Annotated in this window: 13 protein-coding genes; 4 read left to right on the top strand and 9 right to left on the bottom strand. The window is 42.6% G+C overall.

All coding sequences use genetic code 11. The features are described from left to right. Window positions 1–7: 7 nt before the first annotated feature. The 7 genes from QWZ01_RS05050 to QWZ01_RS05020 all read right to left on the bottom strand — a co-directional run bounded on the left by QWZ01_RS05050 (window position 8) and on the right by QWZ01_RS05020 (window position 9,310). The gene (locus QWZ01_RS05050) at window positions 8–667 is read right to left on the bottom strand and encodes a beta/alpha barrel domain-containing protein (RefSeq protein ID WP_353959387.1); all 660 of its coding nucleotides are present in this window, start codon (window positions 665–667) and stop codon (window positions 8–10) included. Next, on the bottom strand, window positions 664–1,704 hold the full coding sequence (locus QWZ01_RS05045) for a sugar kinase (RefSeq protein ID WP_290322163.1): 1,041 nt from the start codon (window positions 1,702–1,704) through the stop codon (window positions 664–666). Before QWZ01_RS05045 ends, QWZ01_RS05050 begins: the two co-directional genes overlap by 4 nt. After that, window positions 1,704–3,113, bottom strand: coding sequence for a glucuronate isomerase (uxaC, locus tag QWZ01_RS05040; protein WP_290322162.1), 1,410 nt, complete (start codon window positions 3,111–3,113; stop codon window positions 1,704–1,706). The genes QWZ01_RS05045 and uxaC overlap by 1 nt, the downstream gene beginning before the upstream one ends. A gap of 131 nt (window positions 3,114–3,244) precedes the next feature. Continuing rightward, a complete protein-coding gene (gene uxuA, locus QWZ01_RS05035) occupies window positions 3,245–4,441 on the bottom strand; it encodes a mannonate dehydratase (protein ID WP_290322161.1) in 1,197 nt (398 codons plus the stop codon). A gap of 230 nt (window positions 4,442–4,671) precedes the next feature. Further along, window positions 4,672–6,372, bottom strand: a complete 1,701-nt coding sequence (locus QWZ01_RS05030) for a sodium/sugar symporter (protein WP_435404565.1) — start codon at window positions 6,370–6,372, stop codon at window positions 4,672–4,674. Window positions 6,373–6,424: 52 nt separating this feature from the next. Then, on the bottom strand, window positions 6,425–7,753 hold the full coding sequence (gene xylA, locus QWZ01_RS05025) for a xylose isomerase (RefSeq protein ID WP_290322159.1): 1,329 nt from the start codon (window positions 7,751–7,753) through the stop codon (window positions 6,425–6,427). Between the two features lie 72 nt (window positions 7,754–7,825). After that, window positions 7,826–9,310, bottom strand: a complete 1,485-nt coding sequence (locus QWZ01_RS05020; protein WP_290322158.1) for a xylulokinase — start codon at window positions 9,308–9,310, stop codon at window positions 7,826–7,828. Window positions 9,311–9,440: 130 nt separating this feature from the next. Here QWZ01_RS05020 and QWZ01_RS05015 point away from each other — a divergent pair, with 130 nt between their 5' ends. The 3 genes from QWZ01_RS05015 to QWZ01_RS05005 all read left to right on the top strand — a co-directional run bounded on the left by QWZ01_RS05015 (window position 9,441) and on the right by QWZ01_RS05005 (window position 13,134). Beyond that, on the top strand, window positions 9,441–10,466 hold the full coding sequence (locus QWZ01_RS05015) for a LacI family DNA-binding transcriptional regulator (RefSeq protein ID WP_290322157.1): 1,026 nt from the start codon (window positions 9,441–9,443) through the stop codon (window positions 10,464–10,466). A gap of 317 nt (window positions 10,467–10,783) precedes the next feature. Further along, window positions 10,784–12,091: a cytochrome ubiquinol oxidase subunit I gene (locus QWZ01_RS05010; RefSeq protein WP_290322156.1), complete on the top strand. Its 1,308-nt coding sequence runs from the start codon at window positions 10,784–10,786 to the stop codon at window positions 12,089–12,091. Between the two features lie 11 nt (window positions 12,092–12,102). Then, entirely contained in the window at window positions 12,103–13,134 is a 1,032-nt protein-coding gene (locus QWZ01_RS05005) for a cytochrome d ubiquinol oxidase subunit II (RefSeq protein ID WP_290322155.1), read from the top strand. Between the two features lie 94 nt (window positions 13,135–13,228). Here the strand turns inward: QWZ01_RS05005 and QWZ01_RS05000 are convergent, their stop codons facing one another. Next, window positions 13,229–14,887 (bottom strand): alpha-L-rhamnosidase-related protein, encoded by a 1,659-nt coding sequence (locus QWZ01_RS05000; protein WP_290322154.1) that lies wholly within the window; start codon window positions 14,885–14,887, stop codon window positions 13,229–13,231. 164 nt (window positions 14,888–15,051) lie between these two features. On the opposite strand from QWZ01_RS05000, the gene QWZ01_RS04995 reads away from it, so the two are divergent. Next, complete coding sequence (locus QWZ01_RS04995) at window positions 15,052–16,080, top strand: GntR family transcriptional regulator (RefSeq protein WP_290322153.1); 1,029 nt, start codon at window positions 15,052–15,054, stop codon at window positions 16,078–16,080. Window positions 16,081–16,252: 172 nt separating this feature from the next. Here QWZ01_RS04995 and QWZ01_RS04990 read toward each other — a convergent pair whose 3' ends face one another. After that, window positions 16,253–17,620: a 3-keto-disaccharide hydrolase gene (locus tag QWZ01_RS04990; protein ID WP_290322152.1), complete on the bottom strand. Its 1,368-nt coding sequence runs from the start codon at window positions 17,618–17,620 to the stop codon at window positions 16,253–16,255. Window positions 17,621–17,714: the final 94 nt, after the last annotated feature.

Genomic DNA, 17,714 nt, shown 5'->3' with positions numbered 1-17,714 from the left:
GTTTAGGTTATTTGCTGGCTTGCACCAATTCCATTAGCTTCAGGGTATCTGCATACAGCTGATCATACAAACGATTTTCCAGTACTTTTTTGCTGATGAGCTTACTTCCCATGCCCACCGCGCAAACCCCGGCATTGAACCATGTGCTGATACTATCGATATTTAACTCAACCCCACCTGTTGGTATAAATAACTGCCCTGCAAATAATTCTTTTATCGACGACATGAACTCCGGCCCCAAAATATTGGCCGGGAATAATTTAATTAAGGCCGCGCCATGTTGTTGCGCGGTATTGATTTCTGTTGGTGTCATACAGCCCGGTATCCATAACATATCGTGCTCCTTGGCTATTGCCCCAACTTCGGGGTTTATAACAGGAGCCACAATAAAGTCGGCACCCGCAGCGATGAATGCGGTTGCTTCAGCAGCAACCTTAATGGTACCTATGCCTAATTGCAGATCGGGCATTTCATCCTGTTGCGCTTTTTTGAGCACTTTAAAGTTTTCAAGTGCCGCAGCACCACGATTGGTATACTCAAATACCCTGATACCCGCCTTGTACAAGGTTCTGGTTATTTCAAGGCTCACCTGGGCATCTTCATAAAAAAACAAGGGTAACGAACCCTGGGTTAATATGGCATCCAGTACTATATTTTTTTTACTCATGATTTTATTGCTTTTGTAATTTCCTCAACCGTATTATTGGTTGCATCTCCCTCAATAAATAATTTCTGATAAGCCGCCGAAGTAGCAAACTCTAATGTATCCAGCGGTGCAAAATCATTATACATACCATAAATGAGGCCTGCCATAAAGCAGTCGCCGCTGCCTACCTTATCTTTCACCTTATCCGTATCGTATTGTTGCGAAGCATGCAACTTATCGCCATCATACAAAGCAGTATAATAGTTTATGCCCTCGCCGGCATCAAAACGGAAAGTGTTGGCTACGGCTTTGCATTTAGGATATTGTTTCATGATACCCTGAGATGATTTCTGAGCTTCCTTTAGATAGATGCTCTTTTGGCCCGATTCTGTCACTTCCTCCTCAATATCAATACCCAGCATTCTTTCTGCCGCCCAGATATTTCCCATGATCAGATCGGCGTGTTTTACCAGCTCCGGCATAATATCAATAGGCTGTTTGCCATATTGCCAAAGCCTTGCGCGGTAATTCAGATCAACTGATATGGTGATATTTCTGGCAGTTGCTGCTTTCAGCACCTCGGCGCAAACATCGGCAGCATCCTGACTAATGGCCGGGCAAATAGCACTGAAGTGGAACCAGCTTACGCCATCCAAAACCTTGTCCCAGTTAACCTGGCCGGTTTTTAAGGTGGCAAAGGCCGAGTTAGCGCGATCATAGATCAGCGCATTGTTCTTAATATCCTTCCCACGGGTTAAGTAATATAAACCGATCCTGTCGCCATGTTTAAAAACGGGTGTGGTATCAATTTTTTTGCCTTGCAGGTAGTTCAATATCTGATCAGACAAGGCATTATCAGGCAAAGCTGTAAAATAAGCCGATGGCAAGCCCCATAAGGCCAGCGCTGTAGCCACGTTCAGTTCGGCACCGCCTACAAAAAAGGGTAACTGATTATTGTTCAGCCACTCACCGTTTGCATCGGGGCATATCCTGAGCAGTAACTCGCCAAATGAAAGTATACTACCTTTTGGCGATTTGTTTTCAAAAGGGTTACTCATTATTGCTGATCAAAGTTAAAGTAGTTTTTAGCGTTATAATAGCATATATCCTGGATGATCTTACCCGTCCATGCTATATCGTTTGGTAGTTCTCCGTTCTCAATATCTTCAGCAAACAGGTTACAAACCAGCCTGCGGAAATACTCATGCCGCGGGAACGATAAAAAACTGCGCGAATCGGTAAGCATACCTACCATACGGCTGATAAGGCCGATGTTCGATAGGGCGTTCAACTGTTTGGTCATCCCGTCTTTTTGATCCAAAAACCACCAGGCTGAGCCAAACTGAACTTTACCGGCAACCGAGCCATCGTTAAAATTACCTGTCATGGCGGCAAATACCTCATTATCGGCAGGATTCAGGTTATAGATGATGGTTTTTGTAAGCTGGTTATTCAGATCAAGCTTGTTCAGGAACTTTGACAAGGCCGCTCCCTGCGAAAAATCGCCGATAGAATCCCAGCCGGTATCCGGGCCTGAGTTGGTTAACCCGCGAGTATTGTTGTTGCGGAGCGCACCGAGATGATACTGCTGAACCCAGCTTTTTTCATGATCCCACACGGCAAACTGAAACAACATGGCCGATTTAAACTTCAGTATCTCCAGTGGTAACAACGCTTGCTTGCCTCGTATTTTCAGGAAGATGGCAGCTATTTCACTCTCCGTGTAGTCCTCAGCATAGATCTGCTCCAAACCATGATCAGACAATGTACAGCCATTGGCGGCAAAGTAATCATGGCGGCCTTTTAAGGCATTCAGGTAATCGTCAAGTGTTGCAATGTCGGCATTAACAACCTGTTGCAGCTGATCAATGTAGTTATTCAGCGTAGCAAGATCATCAGCGTTCATGGCCTTATCCGGCCTGAAAGCAGGGAGTACCTTTATTGCATACCCATCTTGTTTTATTTTTTGATGATGAGCCAAACTATCCAGCGGATCGTCAGTGGTGCAAACTACCTCTACGTTTTTGCCTTTCAGAATATTACACACACTGAACTCCGGGGTAACAATTTTCGCATTACAATCGGTATATATTTTTTGAGCCGTTGCAGGCGAAAGCAGATCGTGAACATCAAAGTAACGTTGCAGCTCCAGGTGCGTCCAGTGATATAGTGGGTTACGTAATGTATATGGTACGGTTTCGGCCCATTTTTCAAACTTTTCCTGATCTGTTTTATTGCCTGTTATAAAAGCCTCGTTAACACCATTGGCACGCATAGCACGCCATTTATAATGGTCGCCGTAAAGCCAGGCATGGGTCAGGTTCTTGAAATTAATATCGTTAGCTATCTGATCAGGTGGCAAGTGGCAGTGGTAATCAATAATAGGCAACGAGCTTGCATATTCATGGTACAGGCGCTGTGCCGTTTTGGTTTGCAGTAAAAAATCCTGATCTAAAAAATTCTTCATTGTGCTTATGCAGGTAAAATGTATTTTTTTCTTTAATATTTGGGAACCTCTCCCTGCCCTCTCTAAAGGAGAGGGTTCTAAACTTCCCTTTCAAGTCTGCTCCTTTGGAGAGGACTTAGTCAAGGTTCATATTATTTATCAAATAATGATCTCTTAACTCCCATTTCTAAGCCACGCAATTCAGCAAGGCCTTTCAGCCTTCCGATGGCCGAATAACCGTGATAGGTTTTATAGTTAAAATCATCCAACAGTTTATGACCATGATCCGGGCGCATTGGTATGGCAATATCCTGGCGACCGTTTTTATGGCGCTTTTGTTGTTCTAAAACAATCTTTTTCATTACCGCGTACATATCAGTACTACCGTTCAAATGCTCGGCCTCGAAAAAGCTGCCGTCATCCTCACGCTGTACATTGCGCAGGTGCAGGAAATGAATGTGCTGACCCAGGCGTTCCACAATACCAGGCAGGTCATTATCCGGCCTTGCTCCTAACGAGCCGCTGCAAAAAGTTAAACCATTGCTTGGCGATGGGCTAAAGTTAACCACATCGGCAAGGTCCTGCTCTGTTGATACCACGCGAGGCAAGCCTAATATCGGGAACGGCGGATCATCGGGGTGGATACACATCCTTACCCCCGCTGCCTCAGCTCCCGGAATAATCCCTTTCAGGAAATAACCGAGATTGTTTTTCAAAGCCGCTGCATCTGTGTCGGCATATCTTTTTAAATGCTCCTTAAACTCGGCGATGGTAAGTGTTTTGTTTGTACCAGGAAGGCCAGCCATCAGGTTATTGATGAGCTGCGTTTTCTCTTCGGCAGTAATATTATCCAGGTAATTTTTTGCAGCCTGTTGCTGTGCCGGTGTAAAATCATTTTCGGCTCCTTCACGCTCCAGTATGTACAGATCAAACGCGGCCAGCGCGTTAGCATCATATCTGAGGGCTGTTCCTTTATTGGGTAGCAGATAATCAAGATCGGTGCGCGTCCAATCAAGCACGGGCATAAAATTATAACAAACGATGTTGATTCCTGCCAGCGAAAGATTTTTGAGGGTGCTTACATAATTTTCGATGTACTTATCCCTGTCGGACGCAGCGGTCTTAATACTCTCATGAATATTAACGCTCTCCACAACCGACCATGTAAGGCCTGCATCTTCAATTATTTTTTTCCGTTCGTTGATTTCATCCAAACTCCACACCTTCCCGCTTGGGATGTGGTAAAGTGATGTAACAATGCCTGTGGCACCTGTTTGCCTGATAGCTGTGAGAGTAACCGGATCGGTTGGCCCAAACCAGCGAAATGTTTGTTCTAAATTATTCACCATGGATCAAATGGTATTGTTGTATAATAGGTTTGAATCGCAAATTACATATCATTTTACAGAAGTTAGAAAGGATAGCCAAAACAATCCACGCAATCGTTTTCGGATATTCAAAAAGCTCTCTCTTTAAGGCATATAATTTATAACGTTTTAGCAAATGACATATTCTGTTAAACAAAAGGGCGGCACATCCATGATATGCCGCCCTCTTTTATATCTGAATGTATTAACTACTACCAGAAGATAGAATAAAGCGCAACCACAATACCGGTAACTATTAAAGCACCGGCGGTAAACGCTCTTGATGTTTTAAACATTGAAGCATCAATTTCCAAACCATTGGTAGTTACCCCTCTGGCCGCATCTATTTTAGATATGATGTACATACCCACCACACAAATGATGAATACAAAACCCATACGGTCAAGGAAAGGTATTTCGTAAAGCTGTGTTACTTTATCATCCTGCAAAGCCAGTTTCGAGAAACCGTAAGGCGACAGGAAGCTCAGATCGGCAAAACGTGGCAGCAGCTTAAAGAAACAGGAGAATACGAACCCGCCAATTGTAGCAAATAAAGCAGCATTTGAAGTGGCCTTTTTCCAGAAGAACCCTAAAATAAACATGGCAAATATACCCGGCGATACAAAGCCTGTATACTCCTGGATATATTGGAAGCCTTGTTTACCCTCGCCCATCAATGTTTTACCTATCAACTCAGATAATACTATACCCAATACCATAGCTACTACTACCGACCATTTACCCAGGTTAACCAGTTTTTTATCGGTAGCACCCGGATTAATAGCTTTTTTGTAGATATCTAAAGTAAAGATGGTAGCAATACTGTTTGCCTTACCGGCCAATGAAGCCACGATAGCTGCTGTTAAAGCAGCAAACGATAGACCTTTTAAGCCTGAAGGAAGTAAGTTTAATAATGATGGATAAGCCTTATTAGGATCTAACACACCCGATGAGCTCATCATTTCCTGGTGGAACATACCTTTTTGATAAAGCAAATAAGCAGCTATACCTGGCAATACCACAATAACCGGCATCAACAGTTTCAGAAAAGCTGCAAACAGGATACCACCACGGGCGGTTTTTAGGTTTGCACCTAAGGCACGCTGCGTAATGTATTGGTTACAACCCCAATAGTTCAGGTTAGTAATCCACATACCTCCAATTAAAACCGTTAAACCCGGTAAGTCCATGTAGTTAGGGTTATCCTTCCTAAAGATCATGTGGAAGTGATCCGTAGCCTCTGAGTGCAGAATTTTGAAGCCATTTAATAAGCCAGTTGTTCCTGCTTTTTCGCTTAAAAGTGTAAGTGCAAGGTAAGTAGCCATTAAACCACCTAAAATAAGCACCGCAACCTGTATAACGTCGGTATAACCGATAACCTTCATACCACCCAGTGTAATTACAATGGAGAATATAGCCAGCAACCAGATACACAGGTGAATATCCAAACCAGATATACCACTGATAGCCAAGGCACCCAGGTACAGGATAGACATCAGGTTAACCACAATGTACAGCAACAGCCAGAAAATAGCCATGATCATGGCTACCGTGCCGTTATAGCGCTGGTGCAAAAACTGCGGCATGGTGAATATCTTATTTTTAAGATATACCGGGATAAAAAATACCGCCACAATGATCAGTGTGATAGCCGCCATCCACTCGTAGGTAGATATGGCTAACCCCATCTTGAATGCAGATCCGCTGGTTCCGATAAACTGCTCTGCAGATATATTTGATGCGATCAGTGATGCTCCGATAGCCCACCAGGTTAATGAACCTTCGGCCAAAAAATAGTCCTTTGAAGTGGCATCGGCGTTGTGCTTACGCTTATATACCCACCAGCCATAGCTGGAAACTAATACAAAGTAGATCAAGAATACAGCATAATCGCCATACGATAGGGTTTTCAGATTCATTGGTTTTGGTTAGATTGGTTTAATATGTTAGATTGACAATTATAAACTATATATAGCGATTTATCAAATTTTCTAAATATTCTTGTTTACCACTAATGGCTTTAGGCTCGCCATTAGCTATCGCATAGTTACGCAAATCTTCTAACGAAAGCTTACCTGTTTCAAAATCTTTACCTGAACCCGAGTCGAAAGAGGCATATCTTTCGCTTCTTATCTTTTTATAATCTGATTTTTGGAGGATATTATCGGCAATTACCAATGCACGCGCAAAAATATCCATACCGCCAATGTGGGCGTAAAACAGATCTGCCGGGTCTGTTGAGTTACGGCGTATTTTGGCATCAAAGTTTATACCGCCGCCCTGGAAACCGCCTGCCTCTAATATGATCAACATCGATTCGGTAATTTCATTGATATCATTCGGGAACTGATCCGTATCCCAACCATTTTGCACATCACCGCGGTTAGCATCTATTGAACCTAATAAACCGGCATCGGCAGCTACCTGCAACTCATGCTGGAAGGTATGACCGGCCAGAGTAGCATGGTTAACCTCCAGGTTCAGTTTAAAATCGTTCAGCAAATCATATTTCTGCAAAAAGCCCAGCACTGTGGCTGCATCATAATCATACTGGTGTTTGGTTGGCTCACATGGTTTTGGCTCAATAAAGAATGTACCTTTAAAACCTTGTTTGCGGGCATAATCTTTAGCGGTATGTAAAAAACGGGCAAAATGTTCCTGCTCACGTTTCATATCAGTGTTAAGCAGGCTCATGTAACCTTCACGGCCACCCCAGAAAACGTAATTTTCGCCGCCTAATGCAATGGTTGCATCGATAGCAGCTTTAACCTGTGCGCCCGCATGGGCCAATACATGAAAATCGGGATTGGTTGCCGCGCCATTCATATACCTGCGGCTGCTGAACAGATTTGAAGTACCCCAAAGCAATTTTACACCGCTTGCAGCTTGTTTTTGTTTAGCATATTCAACCAAAGCCTGTAAACGCCTGTCGTTCTCATTTACATCATTAGTATAATCAACCACATCCACATCATGAAAGCAGTAGTATGGCAGGTTCATTTTGGTTAAAAACTCAAACGCGGCATCCATTTTATCTTTGGCACGTTCAATGGCGTCGGTTTTTTCATTCCATGGGAAAATATGGGTAGCCTCTCCAAACGGATCGGCACCGTTACCGCAGAACGAGTGCCAGTAAGCGCCCGCAAAACGTAAATGATCTTTCATGCTTTTGCCAGCCACTACTCTATCGGCATCGTACCACCTGAAAGCCAGCGGATTATCAGACTCCGGTCCTTCGTACTTGATCTGCCCTATTTCTTTAAAAAATTGTTTTTCTCCGGTTACAATGCTCATGGTATATTAATTTTTAGTTATAAGTTGTGAGTAATGAGTATTTAAATGATTTTGATTACTTGTTTCGTGCTTTTAGCTTTCTGCCTTTAGCTTTAAGTTTAAAAGCTCTTTCCATCCCTGGTATATGGGTTCAAATTGTTTTCCTGAAGGCTCCACCAATTGGATAGCCCTGGTATTACTGAATGCCTCGGCAGGCGATTTAAATATGCCAGCACCAATACCTGCACCTAAAGCAGCACCTACACTGCCATCGTTATTATAAAGCTCAACGGGTACGCCGGTGGCGTTTACAAAGGTTTCGGTAAACAATTCGCTCAGGAACAGGTTGCTTTTTCCGGCACGGATCACAGTTGGGTTCATACCATTGCTGCGCATAATATCCAGTCCGTAACGGAAGGCACTGGCTATCCCTTCCTGTACCGCCCTGAAAACATGTGCCTGGGTGTGCAGATTCAGGTCGATGTTTTGGATGTGGGCACCTACCTGTTTGTTGTTTAACATGCGTTCGGCACCATTGCCAAAAGGCAATATCTGCAAACCTTCACTGCCTAATGGAGCCTTTTTAGCCTCATTGTTCATTTGGGTATAGCTTAAGCCAGCACCAAAATTGTATTTGGCCCAGCGGTATAAGCTACCTGTGCCGTTAATACACAGCAGCACGCCTAAACGCTTTTGTTGTTCGGTGTAATTAACGTGGGCAAATGTGTTAATACGTGATTGCTGATCATAGGTAAGCTGATCGCTCACGCCATAAATTACACCTGAAGTACCTGCCGTGGCAGCTACTTCTCCCGGATTAAGTACGTTTAGTGAAAGCGCGTTGTTCGGCTGATCGCCCGATTTATAGGTTACCGGGATACCTGCTTTAAGGCCCAGCATTTCGGCAACTGAAGCCAGTAAAGTTCCGTGCGACGAAAATACAGGGTTAATAACCGGGAACAGGCTCTCATCAAAACCAAAATAATCGACGATATCTTTAGAGATACCATTTGTTTTAAAATCAAAGAAAACCCCTTCTGAAAGTGCCGAAACCGAAGTAGTGATCTCTCCGGTAAGTTTCATGGCAATATAATCGCCGGGCAGCATAATTTTATCTATCTTGTTGTATACCGCAGGTTCGTTCTCCTTTACCCAGGCCAGTTTAGCGGCGGTAAAATTACCTGGTGAGTTTAACAAGTGCGACAAACAATGCTCTTCGCCTATGACTTCAAATGCTTTATCGCCAATTTCAACCGCCCGGCTATCGCACCAGATAATACTATCGCGCAGTACGTTTTGGTCTTTATCAACTAAAACAAGACCATGCATCTGGTAGGCTATACCTATAGCGGCAATATCGGCAGGGTCATAAGTTTTTTGGGCATGACAACGGGCCAGCGCCTGCTGAGTTTGTTCCCACCACATCAGGGGTGATTGTTCTGCCCATCCGGGATGCAAGGCCTTGATAGGCGATTCTTCATCAGGATATTGTGCCGAAGCAATTATTTGCTGAGTATCGGCGTCAACAATGCCAACTTTTACAGATGATGTGCCTATATCAATGCCTAATAGCAGCATATTATTGAGGTAGATTATACGTGAATAAAAAGGTGTGTTTATTTTTTGGTAACTTAACGAAACGAAATTAAATAAATATTTAAAATTACAATCGATTGCGTAAAATATTTTTTCCAACTTGCATTTTATAATGAAAAAAGTAAAACGCACCACCATATATGACATTGCTGCCAAACTGGGCATAACTGCGTCTTCGGTATCAAGAGCGCTGAATAACAGCAGTCAGGTGAACGAAAAAACCAAGGAGCTCATCATGAAAACTGCTGATGAGCTTAACTATAAACGTAATATACTGGCATCCAACCTGCGCAAGGGCCAGTCAAAAACCATTGGTGTGGTTGTGCCGCGTATTAATCAGAACTTTTTTTCAAACGTGATTGCCGGTATTGAGGAAATGACCTATCAAAAGGGTTACAACCTGATCATTTGCCAATCGGGCGAGGATCATGAAAAAGAGATCCAATGTGTTAATACGCTTATTAATCAACATGTAGATTGTATTGTGATATCCGTATCGGCCGATAGTTATGACTACCAGCACCTTCAAAATGTGCTTGACCATGGCATACAGCTTATTCAGTTTGACCGTGTGGCCGAAGAACTGGAAACGCTTAAAGTGATCAATGATAATGTGCAGGCTTCATTTGAGGCCGTATCGCACCTGATTGAAGGAGGTTATAAGCGCATAGGCCTGCTTGAGGGACCGCAGAACCTCAGCATTTTTAAACAACGTAAAGAAGGATATTTAAAAGCGCTTCAACTTTATAATGTGCCGGTGGTTGAAGAGCTGATAGTTGAGAACGCCTGGACCAAAGAACTGGGTGCCGAAGGCACCCGCAAATTACTGAGCCTGCCCCATCCTCCTGATGCCATATTTGCATCTACCTCTGATTTTTCGGCGCTTGGCGTATTGGAAGTAGCTAACCTAATGGGGATCAAGGTACCATCTGAGCTGGGCATTTGCGGTTATGCCAATGAGAGTTTTTCGGAGATCACCAGTCCCTCAATTACTACGATCGATCAGTTTAGTGTCTATATGGGTAACACAGTCGCCAATTTATTTTTCCAGGAAATTGGCAATACAGATACTACCAAACCCAAGATCATCAGTATTAAACCTGAACTGATTATCCGGGGATCGACAAAACGTAAGTAAGAAGTAAACCGAACGACCATTGTCATTTCGAACGAGGAACGGGGAGAAATCTTATATAATCAGCAGACCCACTGGCATGCTGTACAAGATTTCTCTTTCGCTCAACTCACATTCCCACCATGCTCTATCGAAATGACACCCACTTTTAATTTTTACTCAATTGCAGAGCAGTATAAATCTTGATTTTTACTAAATCTTCTCAACAAATACAACTGATTACACCTAAAAAGTATATTTTATATTTAATATCAATTAGCAAATCTTATCATTTTTGTTACATTAAGCTTTAAATTCAACCATTATTTATTACAAGAAATATGGATGATTTTATTGCAGCAAGGTCGCAAATGGCCTTATCATTAGGTTTTCATATCATCTACTCCTGCATTGGCATGGTGATGCCGGTTTTTATGGCCATATCGCACTATAAATGGATAAAAACTAAAGATCCGGTTTACAAAAACATCACGATAGCCTGGAGTAAAGGAGTGGCAATATTTTTCGCTACGGGAGCCGTTTCTGGCACTATGTTATCTTTTGAGCTGGGCCTGCTCTGGCCAGGCTTTATGAAACACGCGGGCCCTATATTTGGTATGCCGTTTTCGTTAGAGGGCGTGGCCTTTTTTATTGAAGCAATAGCCCTCGGTTTTTTCCTTTACGGCTGGAACAGGTTAAACACCTGGTTCCATTGGGTTACAGGTATTGTAGTGGGCATCAGCGGTATTGCTTCGGGTATATTGGTGGTATCGGCCAATTCATGGATGAACAGCCCTTCAGGTTTTGATTTTGTTAACGGTAAATACCTCAATATTGATCCATTAAAGGCCATGTTCAATGAGGCCTGGTTTTCCGAATCGCTGCACATGACCATAGCGGCATTTTCGGCAACTGGTTTCGCTGTAGCGGGCATACATGCCTTGATGATTTATCGTAATCGCAATGTGCATTTTCACAGCAAGGCATTTAAGATCGCCATCATTTTTGGCGCGGCAGCAGCTATTCTGCAACCCTTCAGCGGCGACATTTCTGCTAAAGGTGCGGCCAAAAGGCAGCCAGCTAAGTTAGCCGCCATGGAGGCCTATTTCCACACTCAACCTTATTCGCCTCTTGTTATTGGTGGTATTCCGGATACTGTTGCAAAAAGGGTAAATTATGGTTTGGAGATACCCGGTCTGCTCAGTTTCCTGGTACATGATAACTTTAAACAACAGGTGAACGGGCTTGATAAGATACCATTTAAAGATCAGCCTCCTGTTGCTGTTACACATTATGCCTTTCAAATTATGGTGGGCTTTGGTATGCTGATGATGCTCATTGGTGTGTTATACTTCGTTGCCTTGTGGAAAAAGAAAAGCTGGTTTGACAAGGGTTGGTTCCTGAAAATGTTTATTTACGTCACCCCTGCAGGCTTTATAGCATTGGAAGCTGGCTGGACGGTGACCGAAGTTGGCCGCCAACCCTGGATAATTCAAGGTGTAATGCGTACCAGTGAGGCGGTTACGCCAATGCCGGGTATCCAGTACTCATTTTACCTGTTTACTTTCATTTATTTTACGCTGAGTATCTTTGTTATTTTCCTTTTAAAGAGGCAGATACAAATGGTACCTAAATTGTACGACCGTTAACCCATACAGTTATGTTATACGTTGTTATCCTGTTCTTATTTGCAGCCATTACACTCTATTTCCTGCTGGGCGGTGCCGATTTTGGCGCGGGTATTATCGAGCTTTTTACCAGTACCGATAACAAACACCGTACACGTAAAACAAGCTACCAGGCCATTGGCCCAATATGGGAGGCCAATCATATGTGGCTTATTATTACAGTGGTTATTTTGTTTGTGGGATTCCCTACTATTTATAGCGAAATGTGTATTTACCTGCATATCCCTCTCCTGATTATGCTGATGGGTATCATTGCCCGGGGAACTGCCTTCGCTTTCCGTAATTATGATGCTATTAAAGACGAAAAAACGCAAGGATTTTATAACCACATGTTTGTTTATTCGAGCTTTGTTACACCCATGTTCCTGGGTATTATAGCAGGCAGCGCCTTGTCCGGGCAGATAGACCCTAACGCCAGGAACTTTGCCGATGCCTATATATTTAGCTGGCTAAACTGGTTTTCGGTATCAGTAGGGCTTTTTACTGTGGCGCTTTGTGGTTTCCTGGCAGCCATTTACCTTGTTGGCGAATGCCCTGAAGTTTATGACGTTAAACGGTTTATAAGAAAGGCTAAAGCCATGAACATTGCAGCCGTAATATTAGGCGCATTGGTATTTGTGGCCTCTGGTATTGAAAAGGTTCATTTAGCTAATTGGATCTTTGGCAATATGATAAGTTTAGCGGCTGTAATAGCAGCCACGTTATCGCTTGTATTGCTGTGGTTCATTATCTCCGATTCAAAAAACAAGCAGTGGATCAGGGTGCTGGCCGCTTTCCAGGTAAGTATGATCCTGATTTCGGTTGGGCATACCCGTTTCCCGAGATTTGTAATATTTAAGGATGGTAGTTCCATGTCGCTGCTTACAGATCATGCTACAGGAAAATCCATTGACGATCTGGGTATAGGCTTACTGGTGGGTAGTTTATTTATACTCCCGGCCTTGGGCTATTTATACTACAGCTTTAAGAAAAAAGCACCCGGCCAAATTGCAGATGATCATTGATTGAAATTAAAATCAAGAAAACTAATCAAAATAATCAATAATCATCTATAAGGTATAATCCACGAAATCAAATTAATCAATCCAAATCAACGTTCTAACGCTGAAATATTTCCGGGTATTTACGAATAAAATACACCGGAGTACAACTCCAGGCGTGGCAGTAGCTGTTTACCGGGTAAAAACCATAGGGCGATTTCAATTCGTCGTTAGGGTCATACACTTCCCAAAAGGTATCAGCACCTTTTTTAACCATGCCGCCCCAGTAGTTTTGAACGGCTTCTTTAGCCTCATTTTTCAGATCGCTTTCTATGAGCGCAGCTACGTAATAATGATATAAGTAAGGTGCTCCCGGATGTACAGCATCCTTTACAGTGGTAACTGCTTTTAAGGCAGTTTGAGCCTGTGCTTTTGAAGCTACCCCGCTCAGCACCATCCACGCTTGTGAGGCATAAGATATTTGCCGGTTTGCTCCACTCACAAACAAGCCAGACTTAGGATTGTACAAATTTTTGTAAGCGGCACTTTTTAGTTTTTTGGCCAATGCCGGAATATCCGACACATCTCCCTCTTTACCCAACAGTTTGGCAAGTTCATAGGTTTGGTTGAGGGTATATAGAGTGATCCCCTGCAAACTGGCTTGTTTATCTAAACCATCTTTCCAGTCAAAAAACACCCACCATTCTTTGCCAGCTTTTATATAATCCATCATGCCATCCTTGCCGGCGTATTTTCTTGCTATATCCAGTTGTTTTTTAGCAACAGGCCAAAGGTCGAGCCCGGTTTGCTTGTCATCTGTGGCCTTTACATATTCATTTAAAGCCACATTAAACAAAAAGCAATAATCAAGCAAGCGGCTGCCGGCCTGAGCGTGAGGTTCGGGATTTTCAAACACGTTAGAGATCAGAATTCCATCATTGTCAGACAAGCCTGCCAGTAGGTAAAAGCACCTTTTGGTAAGTGCATTATTCTGGTAAGAATACTGATTAGCCAATGATTCGAGATAAAGATCACCGATCCAAAGCCTTCTATCGCGCTTAGGGCCATCCTCATAAACAGTTTGCATGCACTCTTTTAACGTGTTAAGGCCCACCCTGTCAATATCGGCAATAAGCTTAGGCGTTGTTGATGCCAAAAGCGGAGGCTTAGCGGTTACAGCTGTGGTAGCCTTAAATTCCAAACTTCCTATCGCGAAATCAAAATTTGATGATGTGCCCAGCAGCTCGATCTTAACATAACGGCCAGCCAATCTGCGTGGTATGGTAACCGGCGAAGGTATGGTGGTCACAGTAACTATCTCATCCTGAAGCCAGGCCCTGCTTAATTCCCCTTTATACGGATCAAAGGGTAAAGCAAGCTCTGATGGAACTTCACCAACGGTAAACTTAAGCCTTACCGGTGCATCGGGTGTTCCTTTCAGGGCCTTTAGAGTAAATGTAAGGTATCCGGTTAGGTGTTCGCCAAAATCAACGATCACGCCGCTTTGGTTTTTAAATGAGCTATTATATAGTTTCCCTGCGCTGTCAACGGTTGAAGCTTTCCACCCCTGAAAAGCAGTCGCGTCCTTTTCAAGCTTAACCAAACCCACAGGATATTTATCTGTTTCTGATAGCTGCGGCTTATTGTCTTCAGCTTTTTTTAGCCAGTCTTGCCGTTGATTATGGTATGGGTCTTGAGCTATTGCGTTGGCAGCAAAACCCACAGAGAATAATGCTGCAAAAAGAAGAAATTTAGGTTTAAGTAAGTTTAATAACATAGGGTACGGTTTAAATTTTAGCGCCTTACAATTGCCTGTAAAGGAGCTGAATACAAATACTCAATATAAATATATGTATATTTTCAGACCATCGCCACCCAACTTTTTTACGACTAAATTAAATTTTTGTAATATTACCCTTGCTACATTCCAATTACAGCTGCGTGAAGAATTATCTGAAAATATTAACCATCGACGAATATTCCATTACCCCTAAATATCTGCAGTTATCAAACGCTATTATTAGGGCTATCGAAAGCGGTGATATTGTTAAAGATGATATGCTACCCTCTATCAATGATCTGAGTTTTGCATTGGATACTTCACGCAATACTATTGAACGTGTATATAAGGAACTGAAAGATAAAGGCATTGTAAGCTCGGTACCAGGCAAAGGTTTTTTTATTTCAAATACCGATTTTCAGAAGCCGCTTAAAATATTTTTATTATTCAATAAACTCAGTGCTCATAAAAAGATCATTTATGACACATTTGTAGCTGCCATTGGCGAACAAGCAGCTATCGACTTTTACATCTACAACAACGATTTTTATTTTTTCAAGAAGATAATTGCCGAAAGCACCCAAAGCGATTATGCTAAGTATATCATTATCCCCCATTTTATGGACAATGAAAGCAAGGCTCACGAAATTATCAATACCATTCCCAAGGATAAACTGATTTTGCTTGATAACCTGGTACCGGGAGTGACTGGTAAATTTGCGGCTATTTACGAAAACTTTGCGGTTGATGTGTATGAGGCGCTTAAAGGCATGCTGAATAAGCTAAGCACATATAATACCATAAAACTGATATTTCCTGGTAAAACATATCATTCTAAAGAAATACTAAAGGGCTTTTTAAATTTTTGCAGGCAGTACGCGTTTGATTATGCCGTGGTTGATTCCCTATCGGCCGAAAACATACAACCACAAACGGTATACATCAGCCTAACAGAAGATGATCTTGTTGTATTGATAAAAAAAGTAATTGCTTCCAATTTAAAAGTCGCCAAAGATGTGGGTGTAATATCTTACAACGAAACTGCCTTGAAAGAAATCATTCTGGATGGTATTACTACCATATCAACAGATTTTAAATTAATGGGCAGTAAGGCAGCCGAATTTGCCCTGAACAATAGTTATGAGCATTTTGCAGTACCTTTTCGGGTTACGCGGAGGAGTTCGTTATAGAGAGATAGCCCCCTCTAAATCCCCCTGAAAGGGGAAGACTTGAAAAAGCGTTTTTTAAAGTCTTTTCTGTTAATGAAGATGAGACTTACGAAGTTTTAAAAACTTCGTAAGTCTTGCATAAACTATATGTCATTCAAAGGCCTCCCCTTCAGGCGAAGGCCGGGTGGGTCTCTTATTTAAGATTCTTAATTTTTATATTTCTGAAAAAAGCTTCGTTACCATGATCCTGTAACAATAAGTGACCTTCAGGAGCTTCCCCAAAGTTTTTCCATACTTTGTATTTACTTATAGCAACCAGATCGCGATAAGCTTGTGAGCCCCTGTCATACTCTAATACTTTAACACCATTCAGGTAATGCTCTACGTGATTGTTAGGATACACTACAATGCGGCCTATATTCCATGAACCTATCGGGTGCACAAAACGCTCCTGCTTGTTGGCCTTAATTAAATCATAAAGCGAAGCCAGGGTGCGGTCGCCGTCGCGGCCAAGCTTGGCATCAGGATGTAACTTATCATCAAGCACCTGGTACTCTAAACCAATGGCCGAACCACCTGTAACCTCTTTCAGGGTAACAAAGTACTTTACTCCGCTATTAGCTCCTGGGGTAAGTTTAAATTCAAAAGAAAGATCAAAAGCGCTGTATTCATCGTTAGTAACTATATCTCCACCACCTGACTCTTCCTTACCGGCCGATGGCAGTACGTGCATGGCTCCATCGGTATACTCCCAACCTTTAGCAGGGAACGTTTTGAGGGTAGCACCACGCCAGCCTGTATTGGTTTTACCATCATATAACAGTTTCCATCCGGCAGCTTTTTCAGTGGCGGTTATACTGTTTGGTTTCAGGTTTACCACATACACATCTTTCGGGAATGGTTTTGGTTTTAAATTGGTGGTTTGCAGCTTAAAGTTTTTAAAATATACTTTTTTGCCGGCTTGCTTTTCTTCGGTTACCGCGTGTACCTGCAGTGCTATAAAACCTTTTTGATCAACAGTATCAACTACATCGGCAGTTGGAACGTCATTGATCCAGGTTTTCATTTCGTTGCCTATACACTCAATCCGGATGTGGTTAAATTCACCAACTTTAAAGGCATCTTTCGCTTTGGCATTCAGATCCAATGGGTAAAGCCAGTCGCGCCTGCCTTCGTCATAAATACCGCCTGTCCATTTACGGTCAGATGGATCAATTTCAAACTGCCTGCCATAAACTTTGCCCTTCCCTTCGTGGCCCGCTGGATCATAGTGGCTGCGGGTTTGTACACCTGAGTTGCTCAGCGTACTTTCAATCTTAGCGTCCAGTTCCAGTATAAAATCGCCGTATTCTTTTTCGGTAACTAAAAATGTATTACCTGAGTTTAAAACAGTGGTACCAACAATCTGGCCATCTTCTACTTTATAATCGGCCGTACCCGCAAGACGTTTCCAACCTTTTAATGTTTTTCCGTCAAATAATGTGTTTTGAGCATGAGTTGTAGCAGGAAGTAAAGCAGCCGCAGCAAAAAGCACTATGGCCGGGTATAAGATTTTCTTCATAGGTTATATATAAGAGTGGTTTATGAGTTTTAAAATTAGTAAAAAACACGTTACCGCAATGGATTACAACAGTTTTAAAAGCCACAATAGCCAC

Origin of the sequence: Mucilaginibacter aquaedulcis, assembly GCF_030409325.1 — a bacterium.
Taxonomy (GTDB): Bacteria; Bacteroidota; Bacteroidia; order Sphingobacteriales; family Sphingobacteriaceae; genus Mucilaginibacter; species Mucilaginibacter aquaedulcis.
The sequence above is the reverse complement of the archived record's forward strand: the minus strand, read 5'-3'. Positions and strand labels throughout refer to the sequence as shown.